This window comes from Bacillus sp. MT94, from assembly GCF_058792475.1.
In genome coordinates, this window is the sequence record NZ_JBXAEZ010000003.1 from 1 (window position 1) to 15,795 (window position 15,795).

At 33.6% G+C, this 15,795-nt stretch carries 16 protein-coding genes and 1 pseudogene; 9 read left to right on the forward strand and 8 right to left on the reverse strand.

Annotation, left to right across the window (positions count from 1 at the left end):
- Positions 1 to 295 precede the first annotated feature (295 nt).
- Positions 296 to 1,141 (reverse strand): DUF72 domain-containing protein, encoded by an 846-nt coding sequence (locus AC1Q51_RS11665; protein ID WP_000897363.1) that lies wholly within the window; start codon positions 1,139 to 1,141, stop codon positions 296 to 298.
- A gap of 139 nt (positions 1,142 to 1,280) precedes the next feature.
- On the opposite strand from AC1Q51_RS11665, the gene AC1Q51_RS11670 reads away from it, so the two are divergent.
- From AC1Q51_RS11670 to AC1Q51_RS11680, 3 genes and pseudogenes are all read left to right on the forward strand, one after another.
- On the forward strand, positions 1,281 to 2,552 hold the full coding sequence (locus tag AC1Q51_RS11670; protein WP_000937248.1) for an ATP-binding protein: 1,272 nt from the start codon (positions 1,281 to 1,283) through the stop codon (positions 2,550 to 2,552).
- Positions 2,553 to 2,775: 223 nt separating this feature from the next.
- Positions 2,776 to 3,060: pseudogene (locus AC1Q51_RS11675) on the forward strand (hypothetical protein).
- Between the two features lie 217 nt (positions 3,061 to 3,277).
- Complete coding sequence (locus AC1Q51_RS11680) at positions 3,278 to 3,706, forward strand: hypothetical protein (RefSeq protein WP_065228522.1); 429 nt, start codon at positions 3,278 to 3,280, stop codon at positions 3,704 to 3,706.
- A gap of 79 nt (positions 3,707 to 3,785) precedes the next feature.
- Here the strand turns inward: AC1Q51_RS11680 and AC1Q51_RS11685 are convergent, their stop codons facing one another.
- Positions 3,786 to 5,828, reverse strand: coding sequence for a transglycosylase domain-containing protein (locus AC1Q51_RS11685; protein ID WP_000769253.1), 2,043 nt, complete (start codon positions 5,826 to 5,828; stop codon positions 3,786 to 3,788).
- A gap of 311 nt (positions 5,829 to 6,139) precedes the next feature.
- Here AC1Q51_RS11685 and AC1Q51_RS11690 point away from each other — a divergent pair, with 311 nt between their 5' ends.
- The 3 genes from AC1Q51_RS11690 to AC1Q51_RS11700 all read left to right on the forward strand — a co-directional run bounded on the left by AC1Q51_RS11690 (position 6,140) and on the right by AC1Q51_RS11700 (position 8,688).
- Positions 6,140 to 6,760: a DUF47 domain-containing protein gene (locus AC1Q51_RS11690; protein WP_000231445.1), complete on the forward strand. Its 621-nt coding sequence runs from the start codon at positions 6,140 to 6,142 to the stop codon at positions 6,758 to 6,760.
- Between the two features lie 11 nt (positions 6,761 to 6,771).
- On the forward strand, positions 6,772 to 7,770 hold the full coding sequence (locus tag AC1Q51_RS11695; RefSeq protein ID WP_000380276.1) for an inorganic phosphate transporter: 999 nt from the start codon (positions 6,772 to 6,774) through the stop codon (positions 7,768 to 7,770).
- A 117-nt stretch (positions 7,771 to 7,887) separates the two neighbouring features.
- A complete protein-coding gene (locus tag AC1Q51_RS11700) occupies positions 7,888 to 8,688 on the forward strand; it encodes a sulfite exporter TauE/SafE family protein (RefSeq protein ID WP_000455762.1) in 801 nt (266 codons plus the stop codon).
- Between the two features lie 293 nt (positions 8,689 to 8,981).
- Here AC1Q51_RS11700 and AC1Q51_RS11705 read toward each other — a convergent pair whose 3' ends face one another.
- On the reverse strand, positions 8,982 to 9,209 hold the full coding sequence (locus tag AC1Q51_RS11705) for a hypothetical protein (protein WP_000883009.1): 228 nt from the start codon (positions 9,207 to 9,209) through the stop codon (positions 8,982 to 8,984).
- A gap of 170 nt (positions 9,210 to 9,379) precedes the next feature.
- Here AC1Q51_RS11705 and AC1Q51_RS11710 point away from each other — a divergent pair, with 170 nt between their 5' ends.
- Entirely contained in the window at positions 9,380 to 9,892 is a 513-nt protein-coding gene (locus tag AC1Q51_RS11710; protein ID WP_000600585.1) for a Crp/Fnr family transcriptional regulator, read from the forward strand.
- A 32-nt stretch (positions 9,893 to 9,924) separates the two neighbouring features.
- Here the strand turns inward: AC1Q51_RS11710 and hmpA are convergent, their stop codons facing one another.
- From hmpA to AC1Q51_RS11725, 3 genes are all read right to left on the reverse strand, one after another.
- Positions 9,925 to 11,133, reverse strand: a complete 1,209-nt coding sequence (hmpA, locus tag AC1Q51_RS11715) for an NO-inducible flavohemoprotein (RefSeq protein WP_065228520.1) — start codon at positions 11,131 to 11,133, stop codon at positions 9,925 to 9,927.
- 159 nt (positions 11,134 to 11,292) lie between these two features.
- On the reverse strand, positions 11,293 to 11,811 hold the full coding sequence (locus tag AC1Q51_RS11720; protein ID WP_000735528.1) for a hypothetical protein: 519 nt from the start codon (positions 11,809 to 11,811) through the stop codon (positions 11,293 to 11,295).
- A gap of 114 nt (positions 11,812 to 11,925) precedes the next feature.
- Positions 11,926 to 13,023 carry a site-2 protease family protein gene (locus tag AC1Q51_RS11725; RefSeq protein WP_000794493.1) on the reverse strand — a complete coding sequence of 366 codons (1,098 nt, stop codon included), beginning with the start codon at positions 13,021 to 13,023 and terminating at the stop codon, positions 11,926 to 11,928.
- A gap of 150 nt (positions 13,024 to 13,173) precedes the next feature.
- Between AC1Q51_RS11725 and AC1Q51_RS11730 the strand changes: the two genes are divergently transcribed.
- Positions 13,174 to 13,371, forward strand: a complete 198-nt coding sequence (locus tag AC1Q51_RS11730) for a hypothetical protein (RefSeq protein WP_001053359.1) — start codon at positions 13,174 to 13,176, stop codon at positions 13,369 to 13,371.
- A 197-nt stretch (positions 13,372 to 13,568) separates the two neighbouring features.
- Here AC1Q51_RS11730 and AC1Q51_RS11735 read toward each other — a convergent pair whose 3' ends face one another.
- Complete coding sequence (locus AC1Q51_RS11735; protein WP_000677052.1) at positions 13,569 to 14,420, reverse strand: YhfM domain-containing protein; 852 nt, start codon at positions 14,418 to 14,420, stop codon at positions 13,569 to 13,571.
- Between the two features lie 108 nt (positions 14,421 to 14,528).
- On the opposite strand from AC1Q51_RS11735, the gene AC1Q51_RS11740 reads away from it, so the two are divergent.
- Positions 14,529 to 15,305, forward strand: coding sequence for a class I SAM-dependent methyltransferase (locus AC1Q51_RS11740; protein ID WP_000026288.1), 777 nt, complete (start codon positions 14,529 to 14,531; stop codon positions 15,303 to 15,305).
- A 40-nt stretch (positions 15,306 to 15,345) separates the two neighbouring features.
- Here AC1Q51_RS11740 and AC1Q51_RS11745 read toward each other — a convergent pair whose 3' ends face one another.
- The gene (locus AC1Q51_RS11745) at positions 15,346 to 15,555 is read right to left on the reverse strand and encodes a hypothetical protein (RefSeq protein ID WP_000880630.1); all 210 of its coding nucleotides are present in this window, start codon (positions 15,553 to 15,555) and stop codon (positions 15,346 to 15,348) included.
- Positions 15,556 to 15,795 lie beyond the last annotated feature (240 nt).

The window sequence follows — 15,795 nt, forward strand, 5'->3', positions numbered from 1 at the left end:
GCCCGGTACAATACCGGACTCACTTTTATCAAGCTGCCTAATGAAATAACCGTGTCTAACTTTTAGGGGTCACTTCATTAATGCTGTTCTTTTTTTATCTCTATTTAAAATATACAAAGTTTTTTATATATTTTTAGAAAAACCATTGACAATGATAATGATAACCATTATCATTTATTATGAAGCCAACAATTGATGAATCAACCAAACGCTCAGTAACATTGTTACCCCTCTTTTTCATATAGAAAGGCACTGTACATTCCCCCTGTTTGTACAGTGCCTTTCTTGTTTATTATCATTCAAAAAAATTTAATTGCTCCGGCTTCGGCTCACCATATGTAATGTTCATCATTTTCATAAGCTGTTTCGCATTATCTGCTGCATCCCCACCTGAATTGTTGTTAAACAGTACGTATATATCCTTTGTTTTCTTTTTTAATTGCTCTAGTCGTTCAACCCATTCTTCCAGTTCTTTATTGTTGTAGCGATATAAACAGCGAACCGCTCTCCAATTTTCCCCTTTATCAAGCCAACCATGAACATTTCGACCGTGAAAACGTATTAATGCCATGTCTGAATTCGTAACCTCTAACACGAGTGGCACAGAACCTATCCCAGCCTGTGGTTCATCACAAATTGTATGAACCCATTTCTCCTGTTCTAGAAACTGTAACGTCTTATCTCTCATTTCTGGATAAAACCATGTTTGATTTCGAAATTCTATTGCACATGGTAAACCTTCCATTTTTTCTTTCGTATATCGAAGAAAATCTACATTTTTCTTTTTGCAATCAAACCATGGTGGATATTGAAATAAAATTGTTTTTAATTTATCAGCTTCTAATAAAGGAAGAATAGACTGTTTATACAAATCAAACATCTCATCGAACGTAGAAAAAGGAATTTCACCTTTCATATGTCCTGTCATTCCTTGATACGCTTTTACGACAAAAGAAAAATCTTTCGGCGTTTCCATTGCCCATTTTATATAATTTCGTGCAGGTTGCATCGCGTAAAATGAACTATCCACTTCCACAATAGGAAAATACTCGCTATATGTTCGTAATTTATTTCTATTTTCATAGGAATCTATGTATAAAGAATTATGATCTCCCCATCCTGTCACTCCAATGAACAGCACATATATCCCTCCCTTTTTAACTTCATCTTCTATTCACTTTCCAAACACTTTGCATTATGTAGCCTTTTCTTTAAGAGTATCCTTATAAAAATATGATATACTATATGGAAGAATTTTTAAAATGAGGGGTTATTTATTTATGCTTCCAAACGATGCTACTGTATCTCATGAAAAACGAATTGAAGAACTAGAAAATAAAGTGCGTTTTTATGAAGAACTTGTGAATCAATTACCACATCATTTCACATACAAAAATCCACATATTGGTTTACGAATAAAGAAAACCAGAACAACTCATTCCATTCAAGAAATACCAAAAGAAAATAAAGAAGCTAATTTTCAACTTACTTGTGATTCATTATTTTTATTTGAACAACTTGAAAAACACTTTGTTCATATTTTTGATGCCTTTTCACATCATGTAACCTTTGTCGATAGTAAAGGGAATATTACTTTATGTAATCAAGTTGCCGCAGATGATTTCGGTGTAATACGCAATGATATTATTGGAAAACCAATTCAACAATTACTAAACTTGCCGGAAGAAAAAATTAAAGCAATTGAAACATTAAGAACGGGAACAGAAATATATAATGAAGAAGTTTTAGACAAAAATTACGGTATTATAAATAACCGAATTATTCGTGATTATAACGGTGAGATTTTTAGAGTTATTAGTGTCTTTCATTATTTAAATACAGAACGTGATGCAGAGAAGTTTTCGTTAGCAGGGCGAATCGCAGCTGGAATTGCACACGAAGTACGAAATCCTCTTACAACAGTACGAGGATACTTACAATTTTTACAAGAAAGCGTTTCTACATCAAATCAAGAGTTATTTAAAAACTTGCTTATCCCTGAATTAGATCGTGCAAATAATATTATTACAAAATTTTTAGCTGTTTCAAAAACACGGGAATTTACAAGAGAACCGTTTCCGATCAATACATTTTTACGTGACTATATTCAACAGTTACTAGCTAGTGAAGTCTCCTTGCATAACATTTCAATTGATTATAACTTCTCTAATGAATTAGATGATATTTTAGTCAATATTGATCGACATGAACTTGTTCAAGTGTTTTTAAATCTATTTCAAAATGCCGTCGATGCTCAAGGCGACAAACCTCTTTCTATTCAAATCACTAGTTATCGCCTTGATAACTTCGTTCGGATTACTTTCACAGATAATGGAATTGGTATTCCTCCAGCTATTCAAGAATATATCTTTGATCCATTCTTCTCAACGAAGGATTCGGGAACAGGACTAGGCTTGTCAGTAACAAAAAAAATCATCCAAAATCATAACGGCACATTAAAAATGACTAGTAATGAAGATGGTACAACTTTCACTATTTCAATTCCAATCTTACCTAAAACAACCCTTGAAAAATTAAATCAATGTAAATAAAGGACTAATCCACGAACTACATGCCAATTGTTAAACACTCCCAACAATTAGCATGTAGTTTTTTATGTTGCACTTTTCTTCTTTACATTATATAAACCTTTCTCTATATCTTACTTATTTCTTTCTAGGTGGGCCAATTTCTTATTTTTTTAGAAATGGTAGTTTGTCCATCACGAATTTAGTATAAATTTCATTTTAATATATAGTAATGACTAATGATTCTATGAAAGAAAAGAATGAAAAGATGAACAATAAAAATAAAGGAAAAGTATTTTATGGTAATGATTGTTGAGAAGTAAGAGCATGTAGCCATATTAACATCCCTAAGTCAGAACTTACAGAATTTGTTAGACTTCTTCAAGCTCTTGGTCAAGCTATTCTAGTTCAATATGGATCTGGTTGCCTAGGTGGAGGAACTACGGGGACTACTGGTGCTCAAGGGCCTCAAGGCGCTCAAGGACCTGCGGGCGATACAACTGCGACACTATCTGTCTTCCGAATTTACTAACCACAATTTCCGAAAATATTTTGGGAGAACTAAGCACATTTATAAGTAATAGATGTGATTTTGATTGTCTATTAAATCTCTCTTTTAATAAAAAGGAGCACTTATTTGGGAGGATAAGTGCTCCTTCTTTACGTTTCTTTACCTCAAATTTACTCTATCTTAATCCTCATTTTGTATGATAAATAATGAAGTCAAAGATATGAAAGAGGGATGAAAAATGAGAGTTATGTCACTGATACGCATTTGGATTGCTCTTATGGTATGCATTATTTTATGTGTAGGATTTTTTTTAACTCTAAAATATTCCACTATTTCAAAAGCGGAGAGAAAAACAGTTCCATACAAACTTTTGTATACGAAACAAAACGACATCCCTTATTCCAATTCCACAAATAATGAAAAAAAAGTTATAAAAGGAATGCTTATTACGAAAGCTTCTAACTACGAAACTCTACTTCAAATTGCTGAAACGATTAAAGATCAGTATACAAATAAAGGAATTGATGAAATCACGCTGTCTATCCATAATGAAAATAATGGTAGTTATGAAGAAGAATTACCTTACGAACCGATTAGTAAAGGAACAATAATCGTCACATACGATTCTCAATCTTTTGGCATTACGAACATTACTCTTAATGAATAGTAGCATTTATCTCACTCATTATGAGCTCACTTTATTTTTCACATGAGAAAGAGGCGAATAATGAAATTCGCCTCTTTTTTCACCATAATGATGGAATCCACTCTTTCACTTTATCAAACCACTCTTGCTGTTCTTTTTTCCTTTGTTGTTCCTCTTCTTGCCTTCTCTTTTCTTCTTCTTTTCTTCTCTTTTCTTCTTCAATTGTTTGCAATTGTTTTTTATAGTCAGCCTCAGATATTAACGACAATTGGAACGCTTTTTGGGCTGGGTTTGCATTTGCTTTTTTCATGATGTCCCGGAACATCGTCGTCGTAATTTGACTACCACCTGGCACATAATGCTCGCTATCTGTTTTGTCATATCCCACCCAAATCGCACCTACTAAATCTGGTGTGTATCCTACAAACCACGAGTCCTTCGCTCCTACGCTCGGACCATTTACAAGTTGAGTCGTCCCTGTCTTTCCTGCTGTATCAACATTATTAACTTTCGCTTTTCCACCTGTTCCCTTTTCTACAACACCTTTTAATAAATACGTCATCTTTTGAGCGATTTTCTCACTCGTCACTCGTGTCTCTTTCTTATACCATTTCCCTATTATTTCCCCTTCAGCATTTTGAACTTCTCTAATTGCATGAGCCTCTACTTGAACCCCATCATTAGCGAATGTACTATATGCTTGGGCCATTACAAATGGAGATGTCCCTACATGCATCCCACCTAAAGCAATTGGATACGTACGGTCTTCTGGTACTAATGGAATACCAAATCGCTCTAAAGATTTCAATCCTTTATCTAATCCTATTTGTTCTAATAACCACACAGCAGAAACATTATACGACTTTGCTACCGCTTCGTACATTGTCACATTACCATGAAAAGCCTGATCACTATTTTTAGGTTCATATTCTTTAATATGAAATGGTTCATCCTTTAATATATCGTATACCTCATACCCTTGTTCTAAAGCGGGTACATATACAGCTAGAGGCTTTAATGTTGAACCTGGCTGTCTTTTTAATTGCGTAGCATGATTAAATTGTAAAAACTGATATGGTCCTCTCCCCCCAACTAAAGCTGGAACACCGCCTGTTTTGGGATTTATAAGGACTACACCCGTTTGCATAAGTTGATCTGAGCCACTATCTTTGAAATAACTATCATTATTCACAACATCTTCTACAGCTTGTTGTTTTTTCGGATCCAGCTCAGTATAAATACGATAACCACCTGCTAAAATTTCATTTTGTGTTAATTCATACTTATCCATCGCTTCTCTAACTATATAGTCTACATATTGGGAGTATTTACCTTTATATTTATCATCAACCCCACGTTTTAATACAAGGCCTGACTCTTTTTCTTTATTGTATTGCTCTTCAGAAATATATCCTTGTTCCTTCATTAAACTTAATACGACATTACGTCGTTCAATTGATTTATTAAAGTTTTTATAAGGCGAATACGCAGACGGCGCTTTAATTAAGCCCGCGATCGTTGCAGCTTCTGAAATTGATAAATCTTTTACCTCTTTATCAAAATAAGATTTAGCTGCCCTCTTTATCCCCCAAGCACCTTCCCCAAAATAAATTTGATTCATATACATTTCAATAATTTCATCTTTTGTATAAGTACGTTCTATTTTTTTCGTTAAAAAGTATTCCTTTATTTTACGAGAAAATGTACGATCTTGTGTCAGAAATACATTCTTCGCGAGCTGCTGTGTAATTGTACTTCCCCCTGCTACAACTTCTCCTGCTGTAATATTTTTAAAAACTGCACTTATAATTCCACTATAATAAATACCATGATGGTTAAAAAATCCCTTATCTTCTACTGCAACAATTGCCTGAACCATAATATCAGGAATATCTTTTCTTTTAACGCCTTCTGTTTTCGAAGAAGCTAATTTAGTTGCGACCTCATTATTTGCATCATAAATTAAAGTCGGTTGTGGAACAGCTTGTTTTAATTCAGATATGTCTTGAATGGAAATTATTATATTTACAGCAATAAATAGAGTAACGAGTACACTTCCCAATACAATTAATGAATTACGAAGTTTCTTCCTCTTATTGAACCACTCAAGCATTTTTTTAAAATGAGTGTTCTTCAATTTCATTCGTTCACTTCCTTCATTTATTTACACTCTTCTTTTTAAAAGGAAGAATATACCGCCTTTTAAATTTATTATAATAACGTAGTCATTCCTATAGTGTAAAGCTTTTCTTTTACATTCATACTTTTTGCAAGAAAAGGACATTCTACAAGTAAGATATTCACTATTGGATATTAATATTATTAATAGAACAACGAGAGTTATGTTAAGTTTTTGTAAACTTTTCGATAAAATGTTTTAAAAAACGACAGTTTTTTGTTAGAATTGATTAGCCAATATATTTTACATATATTACTTTTGTGGGGGTAACAATAATGGTCTTTAAATCAAAAAAAGATAAATTTTCTGAAATGTTAATGAATGTTTCCGAAAATTTAAAAGAAGGCGCGCAATTTTTCGTGGAGTATAAAATTAAAAATGCTAGCGATTTAAAAGAGTTTTCTATGCGCATGAAAGAGTATGAGTCAAAAGGTGACTCATTTATTCACGAAATCATTATGGAGCTAAACAAAGCGTTTATTACTCCGATTGAACGTGAGGACATCCTACAACTTGCAATGAGTATGGATGATGTATTAGACGGATTAGATCACAGTGCTGGTCTGTTCGAAATGTATTCTATTACAGAAGCTGATGAATACATGATTAAATTCGTAGAAGCAATTAATCAATGTGCAATTGAAATTGCAAATTCTGTTGAACTACTGTCTAAAAAGAAGTTAGTCGACATTCGTACGAACGCGATTAAGATTAAGGATTACGAATCACAATGCGATGATATTCGTCGTCATGCGATTAAGCACTTATTCTCTCGTGAGAAAGATCCGATTAAGATTATTCAATTTAAAGAGATTTACGAAGAGCTTGAAGAAGTAGCTGATAGCTGTCAAAGCGTTGCAAACGTATTAGAAACAATTATTATGAAGAATGCGTAAGGAGTTTGATCATGGATACACTCTTGATACTGACCGTTTTAGTAGTCATTTGCGCTTTAGCTTTTGACTTTATCAATGGATTTCACGATACAGCAAACGCTATTGCCACGGCTGTTTCAACGAAAGCTCTAAAGCCTAGACATGCAATTATTATGGCAGCTATTATGAACTTTTTAGGTGCAATGACATTTACAGGTGTAGCAAAAACGATTACAAAAGATATCGTTGACCCATTTGCTTTACAAAATGGTTCTCTTGTAATTTTAGCTGCTTTACTTGCGGCGATAGCATGGAACTTAATTACTTGGTACTACGGTATCCCAAGTAGTTCTTCGCATGCAATTATTGGCTCAATCGCAGGTGCAGCCATTGCTGCTGCTGGTATTAGCTCATTAAACCTTAAAGGATTCATTAAAATTCTTGAAGCTTTAATCATTTCACCAATTATCGCTTTCGTTATTGGTTATATCGTATACAGTATTTTTAAAGTGGTCTTTAAAAACTTTAACTTAACGAAAACGAACAAAAACTTCCGTATATTCCAGATTTTCACTGCAGCATTACAAGCCTATACACACGGTACGAATGATGCACAAAAAGCAATGGGAATCATTACGATGGCTCTTATGGCTAATAACTATCATACTTCTAGCGATATTCCGTTCTGGGTACAATTATCTTGTGCTATCGCAATGGGGCTTGGTACTTCTGTCGGTGGATGGAAAATTATTAAAACTGTCGGTGGACAAATTATGAAAATTCGTCCTGTAAATGGTGTAGCTGCCGATTTATCATCATCACTTGTTATTTTCGGTGCAACATTCATTCACTTACCGGTTAGTACGACGCACGTTATCTCTTCTTCTATTTTAGGGGTTGGTGCTTCTCACCGTGTGAAAGGGGTAAAATGGGGAACTGCAAAACGTATGTTAATTACATGGGTTATTACACTTCCTATTTCAGCTTCTTTAGCTGCTCTGTTTTACTATCTATTACATTTTGTTTTCTAATCAAAAGTCGTCTTCCTTATTTTTCTAGGAAGACGACTTTTTTGTGAACAAGCCTATTTCTCATTAAAAAGCGTGTATAATAATTGGTGGATAAGTTATTTAGAGGAGTTGGCAATTTTGGAATACATCATGTTACTTTTCATCGGACTAATCGCCGGGACAGTCGGCAGCCTAGTTGGGCTTGGAGGCGGAATTATTATTGTTCCGTTATTAATTGGATTACACAGTTTATCACCACAACTTGCAGTAGGGACTTCTATGGTAACAGTCGTTTTTACAGGGCTATCTTCCACCCTTACTTACATGAAGCATAAACGAGTAGATTATAAAAGTGGACTTATTTTATTTATCGGAAGCGGCCCTGGTGGTATTATCGGATCATGGGCAAATAAATTTTTAAACCAAGACACATTTTCTTTATACTTTGGGATTTTCCTTATATTCGTCTCAATTCTACTTATGCTTCGAGACAAATTAAAACCTCTTTCCCTCTCAAATACGTCTGTAATTAAGCGTTCTTTTACAGATAATGATGGAAATACTGTACACTATCAATTCCCACCGTTTCTTGCTATCTTTATTGCCTTTATAGTTGGGTTTATATCTGGGTTATTTGGAATTGGTGGCGGTGCCTTACTTGTTCCAGCAATGATGCTTCTTTTTGCATTCCCAGCACATATTGCAGTAGCAACTTCAATGTTCATCGTATTTCTATCAGCAATTGTAAGTTCTGCAACTCACATCTCACTTGGAAATGTCAGCTGGATTTATGCATTAATCCTTATTCCTGGTGCATGGATCGGCGGAAAAATCGGGGCTTATATTAATACAAAACTAAGTGGTAACGCCGTAATTAATTTATTACGTATTACGTTAATTATTCTTGGAACTAGATTAATCATTATTTCCCTTTTATAACGTATTCTTTTTAGAATGCGTTTTTCTTATACACATGAATATAAAAATCCTCCGAGGAGAACAAATAAAATTAAACAAACACATAATAACATATAATTTGAAATATGTACTTTCTTCAAGTTGACCACTCCTATAACTGCGACTGTTATCTTTATGATAGCGAAAAAATAGTTCACTTGCAGTTACAGAGTGCTAACAATGCAAAATCAATTATTACAAATTTTATCCTTATATTTCATTTCTTTGTATATTCTATCGATTTAATAAAAAAAGATGTCATATTGACATCTTTTTTAGTGAAGAAGTGACCATCCCATAAAGTCTTCATGTACTTGGCACGCCCTCTTATCATTTCGATCATATAATTCAGCATAACTATCTGTTTCTTCATCATAAGCCATCGTATAAATAATTTGGCCGTCTACTTCAACGGATAAAACGACTCCACCTTTCATCTCTTCTACATGAATGATAGCATTCGCCGGAATTCTCATATCCGTCATTCTCATCGCATCTAACAATATACTAAACCCCCTACAGCGTATTCATTGCTAGTACTATTACACACTAAATAGTATACTACTGTAATAGCATACATTTCGTCAATGAAATTGCTGTTGAAATAGCATATTGTCTATATACATATACGCTAAAATAGAAGAAATAGAAACATATTAATGGGGGGCTAACATTGATTCTACACAAAGGAGATGTACTATTCCGTCAAGGCGAGGACGGTCCTTTATACTTTATAAAAACAGGCTTATTAAAAGTAGTTCGGCTAGAGGAAGACGGAACACCATTTTTATTCAACATTATCGTTCCAGGTGAAACAATACCTCATCATTCTTTGATTTCACCGAAAGAATATCACGGTACAGCTATCGCTTTAATAAAAACAGAAGTTGAACCGATCACTAGTAGTGAATGGTATGAGAGACTTCAAGCAAATCCCGAATCATATGCCAACATCGCTATGCAATTGCAATCTAAATTAAGAATGATGCAACAACGAATTGATCAATTGACAACCGTCTCTCCGAAAGAACGTCTTCATCGTTTACAAGAATGGTTCACATTATATTTAGGTGACATTCCTATATATGAAATATTAACACAAACTGAAATTGGTCAACTGATAGGCATACGCCGTGAAACAGTTAACCGTTTATTACGAGAACAAATAAAAAACGAGGTAAAATAAATACCTCGTTTTTTTGTTTATTCTCATTCGTCTTATTGTAAGCTTGTTGCTGGGCCGAAAAATTCATAATGAATATGCTCTTGTTTCACACCTAAATCAGTTAGTGCAGCATTTATATGCTTCATAAATGCTACTGGACCACAAAAATAAAATTCTGCTTCAGTTGTCGGAATAATAGTTTTTAACCACTCGCTTTCAACGAAACCTTCTTTATCAAAGTTCTTCATTTCTAAATCTTTTTCAGTCGGTGCAGAATAACAAGTATATGCTTTAACTTTTTCATATTCATTTTCTACTGCCTTAACGTGTTCTTTCATTGCATGTGTATTACTATTTATTGCTGCATGAACAAAATATACATTACGTTTTGAATCTTGTTCAATTAACGTATTTAACATACTCATCATCGGTGTAATCCCTACTCCACCACTAATTAGTACAACTGGTAACGTTGAATCCATATTTAACACGAAATCTCCCGCTGGTGCACTTACTGGTAAAACATCTCCTTCTTTTACATGTTCATGTAAGTAATTAGATACTTTACCGTCTGGTGTATCTACACCTTTTTCTTTCTTTACACTAATACGATAATATTCTTTCCCAGGTGCATCGGATAAACTGTATTGACGATTATGTGTATATGTCTCACCTTCAATATTGATTTGAACCGTTACATATTGACCTGGGATGAATGAAGAAACTTTCCCTCCATCTTCAGGCTTCAAATAAAATGACGTAATAACATCGCTTTCCTTCACTTTTTTAACAATCACAAAGTTGCGGAAGTCTTTCCATCCACCTTCTTTATGTGCAGCTTCTTCATACATCTCTGCTTCAATGCTAATAAATGCATCAGCAATGACACCATATGCTTCTCCCCATGCATTTAAAACTTCATCAGGTGCACCTGCGACCTCTTTAATGGCACGTAGTAAACATGTACCTACAATCGGATAATGCTCAGCTTTAATACCTAAACTTCTATGCTTATGACCAATTTGTTTTACAACCGGAATAATTGCTTCTAAATTATCAATGTACGTTGCAGCTGCATAAACAGCATTCGCTAACGCTTGTTGTTGTCTTCCCTTTTTTTGATTCGTATGGTTAAAAATATTCAATAACTCCGGATGTTCTGAAAATAAAATTTGATAAAATCTCGTTGTAATTTCAACGCCTTTTTCTTGTAATAATGGTACTGTTGACTTTACGATTTCAATTGTTTTTGCACTTAACATTGTATCCCACTCCTCTATTTCCTTAACTGTTTTTAGTTTAACTGAATCTTATAATGCAGATTGTGATTTTAATCACTATTAACACGTTGTTTTTGTGAATAATATATGAACATTGCATTTACAAAAGAAAATAAGCTAACTAGAATTCTAGCTAGCTTATTATTTTGTTTGTATAGCTTGTTCAATTACCTTTCTATCTTTCCCATCGCCAAACTCCGTATACCCCCAGATATTCGTTTCACCTCTATATTTATTTACGATAATATCCAAGTCATGATATACACGGTGGGCATACACTACATACTCAATATTTTGAAGTTCCACACCTTTTTTTACAATTTCATAGCTTCTATTTACATCGCGTTTTATTTTTTCATTCTTTATTTCCGTATGTATATTTTTTAAAGATGGTTCTTGTTGTTGAAACCATTGCTTAAATTGCTTCCAATCCCCGTCTGTATAATTCTCTGCTTTACCGTAATTTAAGAAATTATTATAGCTTTCATGTGTCATTCGAATAAAATCTAGCACGTTTGTCTCTTCTTGCACATCTTCTACTTGAGCTATTGTATTTACCTCAGCAGGCTTATTCGCATAATGTAACAGCACTTTCATAAGACTATAACTCGCAATGATCATTACGATAATAATCCCGAATACACTTAACAATTTCTTCATATACAGAACTCCTTCTCTACTAAAGATATTACAATGTATGACTATACTTGTAACATTCTCTCGTAGAAATATAATTCCTGTATTAATTCTTCCTATCATTTCGACAATATATTTCTACACATTTCGTCTTGGCAAATGCTCCTGTAAAACAATATAACCTTCATAAGCTGTATAACCAAGTATAGCTATTAATCCGATATAACAAGCAAATACTGTCCATTTCGTTTTCGTATCCACTTTATAATAGTTTTCTTGTTGTTCCTTTTCTGTTTTCCATTCATTTAATTTTCTTTCTGACGCTTCAAATACTTCTCTTATGTGAATAGTATACTCATCTTTTTCATCTTCATATGGAACATAATCTAACGGTTCAAACTTCGGTAAAAGATACTCTAACACTTCCATTTTTTGAAGTTCACCTATTTGTAACTCTTTTTCCCGTTCTCTTTGTCTTAATGCATTCATCTCATGATGCATCATGTATATAGTCCGATGTACAGCTCCAGTTTCTTTTAATTCCTCTTCAAGCCTAGCAACATATTCTTTCATTCCATCAATTTTATGCCCTAATTCCTTAATCGGCTCATCTCTCTTTATCACTCTGTATAATTCCATACAACCGATAATAACAATAAATCCTCCCAAAATACTTTTAAAGTAAATTGAATAGCCAAGTAATAAAATAAGGCCTGCTCCCCAAATTTTAGTACTGACAACTGAAATAATTCGCCCACCATCTAGCGGCGAAACAGGAATTAAATTAAAGAAATTAATCATACTTCCAAGCAAAATAACAAGCGCCCAAAACGGCTCTTGCGTCATTATATAAAGTGGAATCGCGGGTAAAAATGAAAGAAGTCCGAAAAGCGGCCCCATATAGGCGATGTAAGCTTCATCTTTCGCATTTTTCGGCATCTCTTTCATTCCAATAAGGGCCCCCATAAACGGAATAAAGATTGCTGGCGATGTTGGGATCCCCTTTCTTTTCGCAGCCCATAAATGGCCCATTTCATGAACAAACAACAAATAAATGAGCGCCACTCCAAATTTCCAACCATATAGAACTGCGTATGCGCCAAGCGATAGAAACATACTAAATACCGTTGAAAACTTTGCTAATTTAAAAATTGCAAATACCCACTTTAACTTAGACAGTAAAAATAGACCTATCGCAACAATAATTCCCCATAATCCTTTTTTATTATTTTTCATATTCCTCTCCTTTATCTCTCATTAATGAATCCTATTCATTCATCAAAGCTTGTTCTTTTCTCTATTATGACATATTTTTTTCTATTGTTAGAAATAATGTTTATTTAATCCATTTTTAGCCAAAAATATAAATAAAGGAGGTATATACGAATGAATTTACAATCTCTCATAATAAGTGTTTTATCATTTTTAGCTTCAACTCTTATTTTTTATACAGTGAGCTATGTATTATTATTAGATTGGTTGCCAAATCACTTACTTATCACTCTTATCATTCTTTCCGCTCTTATGATTTCATTTCTTATTACACGAAAATCAATGAATGAGCCATCTGCAAAAGCAAAATAATAGAGAGGGTGTTCTTCTCCCCTCTCTATTATCATTTCCTAGGAAAGGCTATATAGAATTTCAATTCAGTTACAGCCAATAAGGATCTTATCTCAAAATTCAGTTGGAACAAAGAAGTTAAGCGGGAATCAACGCCGAATTGGCAAAGACTATTAATCAACGAAAAATGAGCATCCTCTGCCGATTAAAGTCTCACTTTATCTTTGAAAATTCATTTTTTCACCATACTCTTTAACGATTTGAATTATATTTTGAAACACGCCTATTTTTTCTTTTTCACTGTTTAATATTTTCAAATCATACTTTTCGTAATATGTTTCTAATGATTTTAATTGTGATTCTGAAGCACCTTTTATCGGAACAGTAGCCTTCAATTCATATTGCTTATACCCTTCCTTTACTTTTTCACCTAAAATCATTTCACTCTCTTTTGCTCCAATTAATTTTTGAACTTTTTCTGGGAAAGTGAGTTGCAAATAATACTCTCGTTCCTTCACTAACTTGTTGTATAGTGATTGTGAAATCGTATACCGTACCATATAATTCACGTTTTGATCGCCCGCTTTAATATGAAACGTAGTAATCTGCAAATCTTTTTTTGTTACTTCCGTTAAAGGACCTACCTGCATCTCATCTTCTTTTTGTTCTGAAACATTTGGAAATATAGCCAAAAGCTTTTCCGTATCTTTTTCATTCAACATATACATAGCTTTCTTATATTGCACCCATCCTCGTCTATCTTCTCCCCTTAACCATGCATAATAAGTTTCTTTTTTCCCATCTCTACTAATTTGTATTTCATATTCAGGTTCACCGAAGCTTCCGGTTATTTCTTGTTTCTCAGCTTTATCCAAAATGTCTATTACTAACTTCGCTTCTGATTCCTGCAACTTTTTCTCTTTATGTTTTTTTTGTATAACGGTTACCTCTATTGTTTCTTTCACTTCATTCACCGTCTCTTCTACTTTTTTTGTTTCTTTTTTTTGCTCAGCTTGACCACAAGCTGCTAGTAACATAACAAATAACAACAATACATATTTCCCTTTCAAATTAATCCTCCTTTTACGATAAGAAATTCTTATAACCTTCATACATAAAACAAAAACGTGACATCCTATTAAATAAGTTATACTAATCATTGAAAGGAGGTCTTTATCATGTCCATTAATTTTCATGATCCAAATAATAAATACACATACGCAACAAGAAACGCTCATATTTCTTGGGCTGAAATGGTAAAAAACATTACAGACATACAAAACAAGCAAATAATTGATATTGGCTGCGGTGGCGGGATTTATACGAAAGAACTTGCTCTTATGGGAGCCAAAAATGTTGTGGGACTTGATTTTTCAAAAGAAATATTACAAGCTGCAAAAGAAAATTGCGGCAACATTCCAAATATTTCTTTCATCCACGGTGATGCACATAATATCCCATACCCTAATGAAACATTCGACATAGTTATTTCTCGTGCAGTTATTCATCATTTACAAGACATTCCTACATTTTTATGTGAAGCTTCTCGTATATTAAATAAAAACGGTGTACTTATTTTACAAGATCGAACGATTGAAGATTGTACAGTTCCAGGAAGTCCCGAACACATTCGTGGATATTTTTTCTCTATATTTCCAAAACTCATTGAAATAGAGTCAAAAAGACGCCCAAAAACCAACACGATACAGAAAGAATTACAAAAACATTCTCTTCACGTGCTTCCCACACAAACACAATGGGAAGTACGAAAAATACATGATTCTGTAGAAGCATTGCTACAAGATTTATCTCCTCGAACAGGTCGATCCATTCTATATGAGTTAACAGATGATGAACTTTCTCAACTTCTACAACATATACAGACCGCATTACAAAACGTCTCTCCTATTATTGAAAGAGATCGATGGACAATTTGGAGCGCCATGAAGTTGTAAGGAAGGAAGCCTCACAAAATAATGTGAGGCTTCCTTTCTTTCATAATCTAATTTTGCAACACTCTTGATATCCTCCACTTCTGGCCTGTGCACTTCCACACTTCGGACATACTAAATATCTAGACTGATTTGTCAACAAACTACCTTTTTGAAAGAGTAAAACTTCTGCTTGTTTAAACGAACGCGAATAATATAACCACATAAAACCAATTATAGCAATAATGCCAAATAATACTCCCATCGCAAGCATTTCAGTCACCTCTTTTGGTTTGTTCTTTCCAGCAAGTGGATTGTTGTAATATTCTCTGTAAATTCAAATAATCCCTTCTTTACTCCTATAAATATCAACTTTCTCTATAAATTTTACAATTCTCCACAAATTTTTACTCCCATTTTACAATTCATTATTCCTTTTGCAACAACGAATATTACTTTCGATATTTCCGTATATAAATATATCTTTCAAAAAAACATATTGACTTTCTAAAAA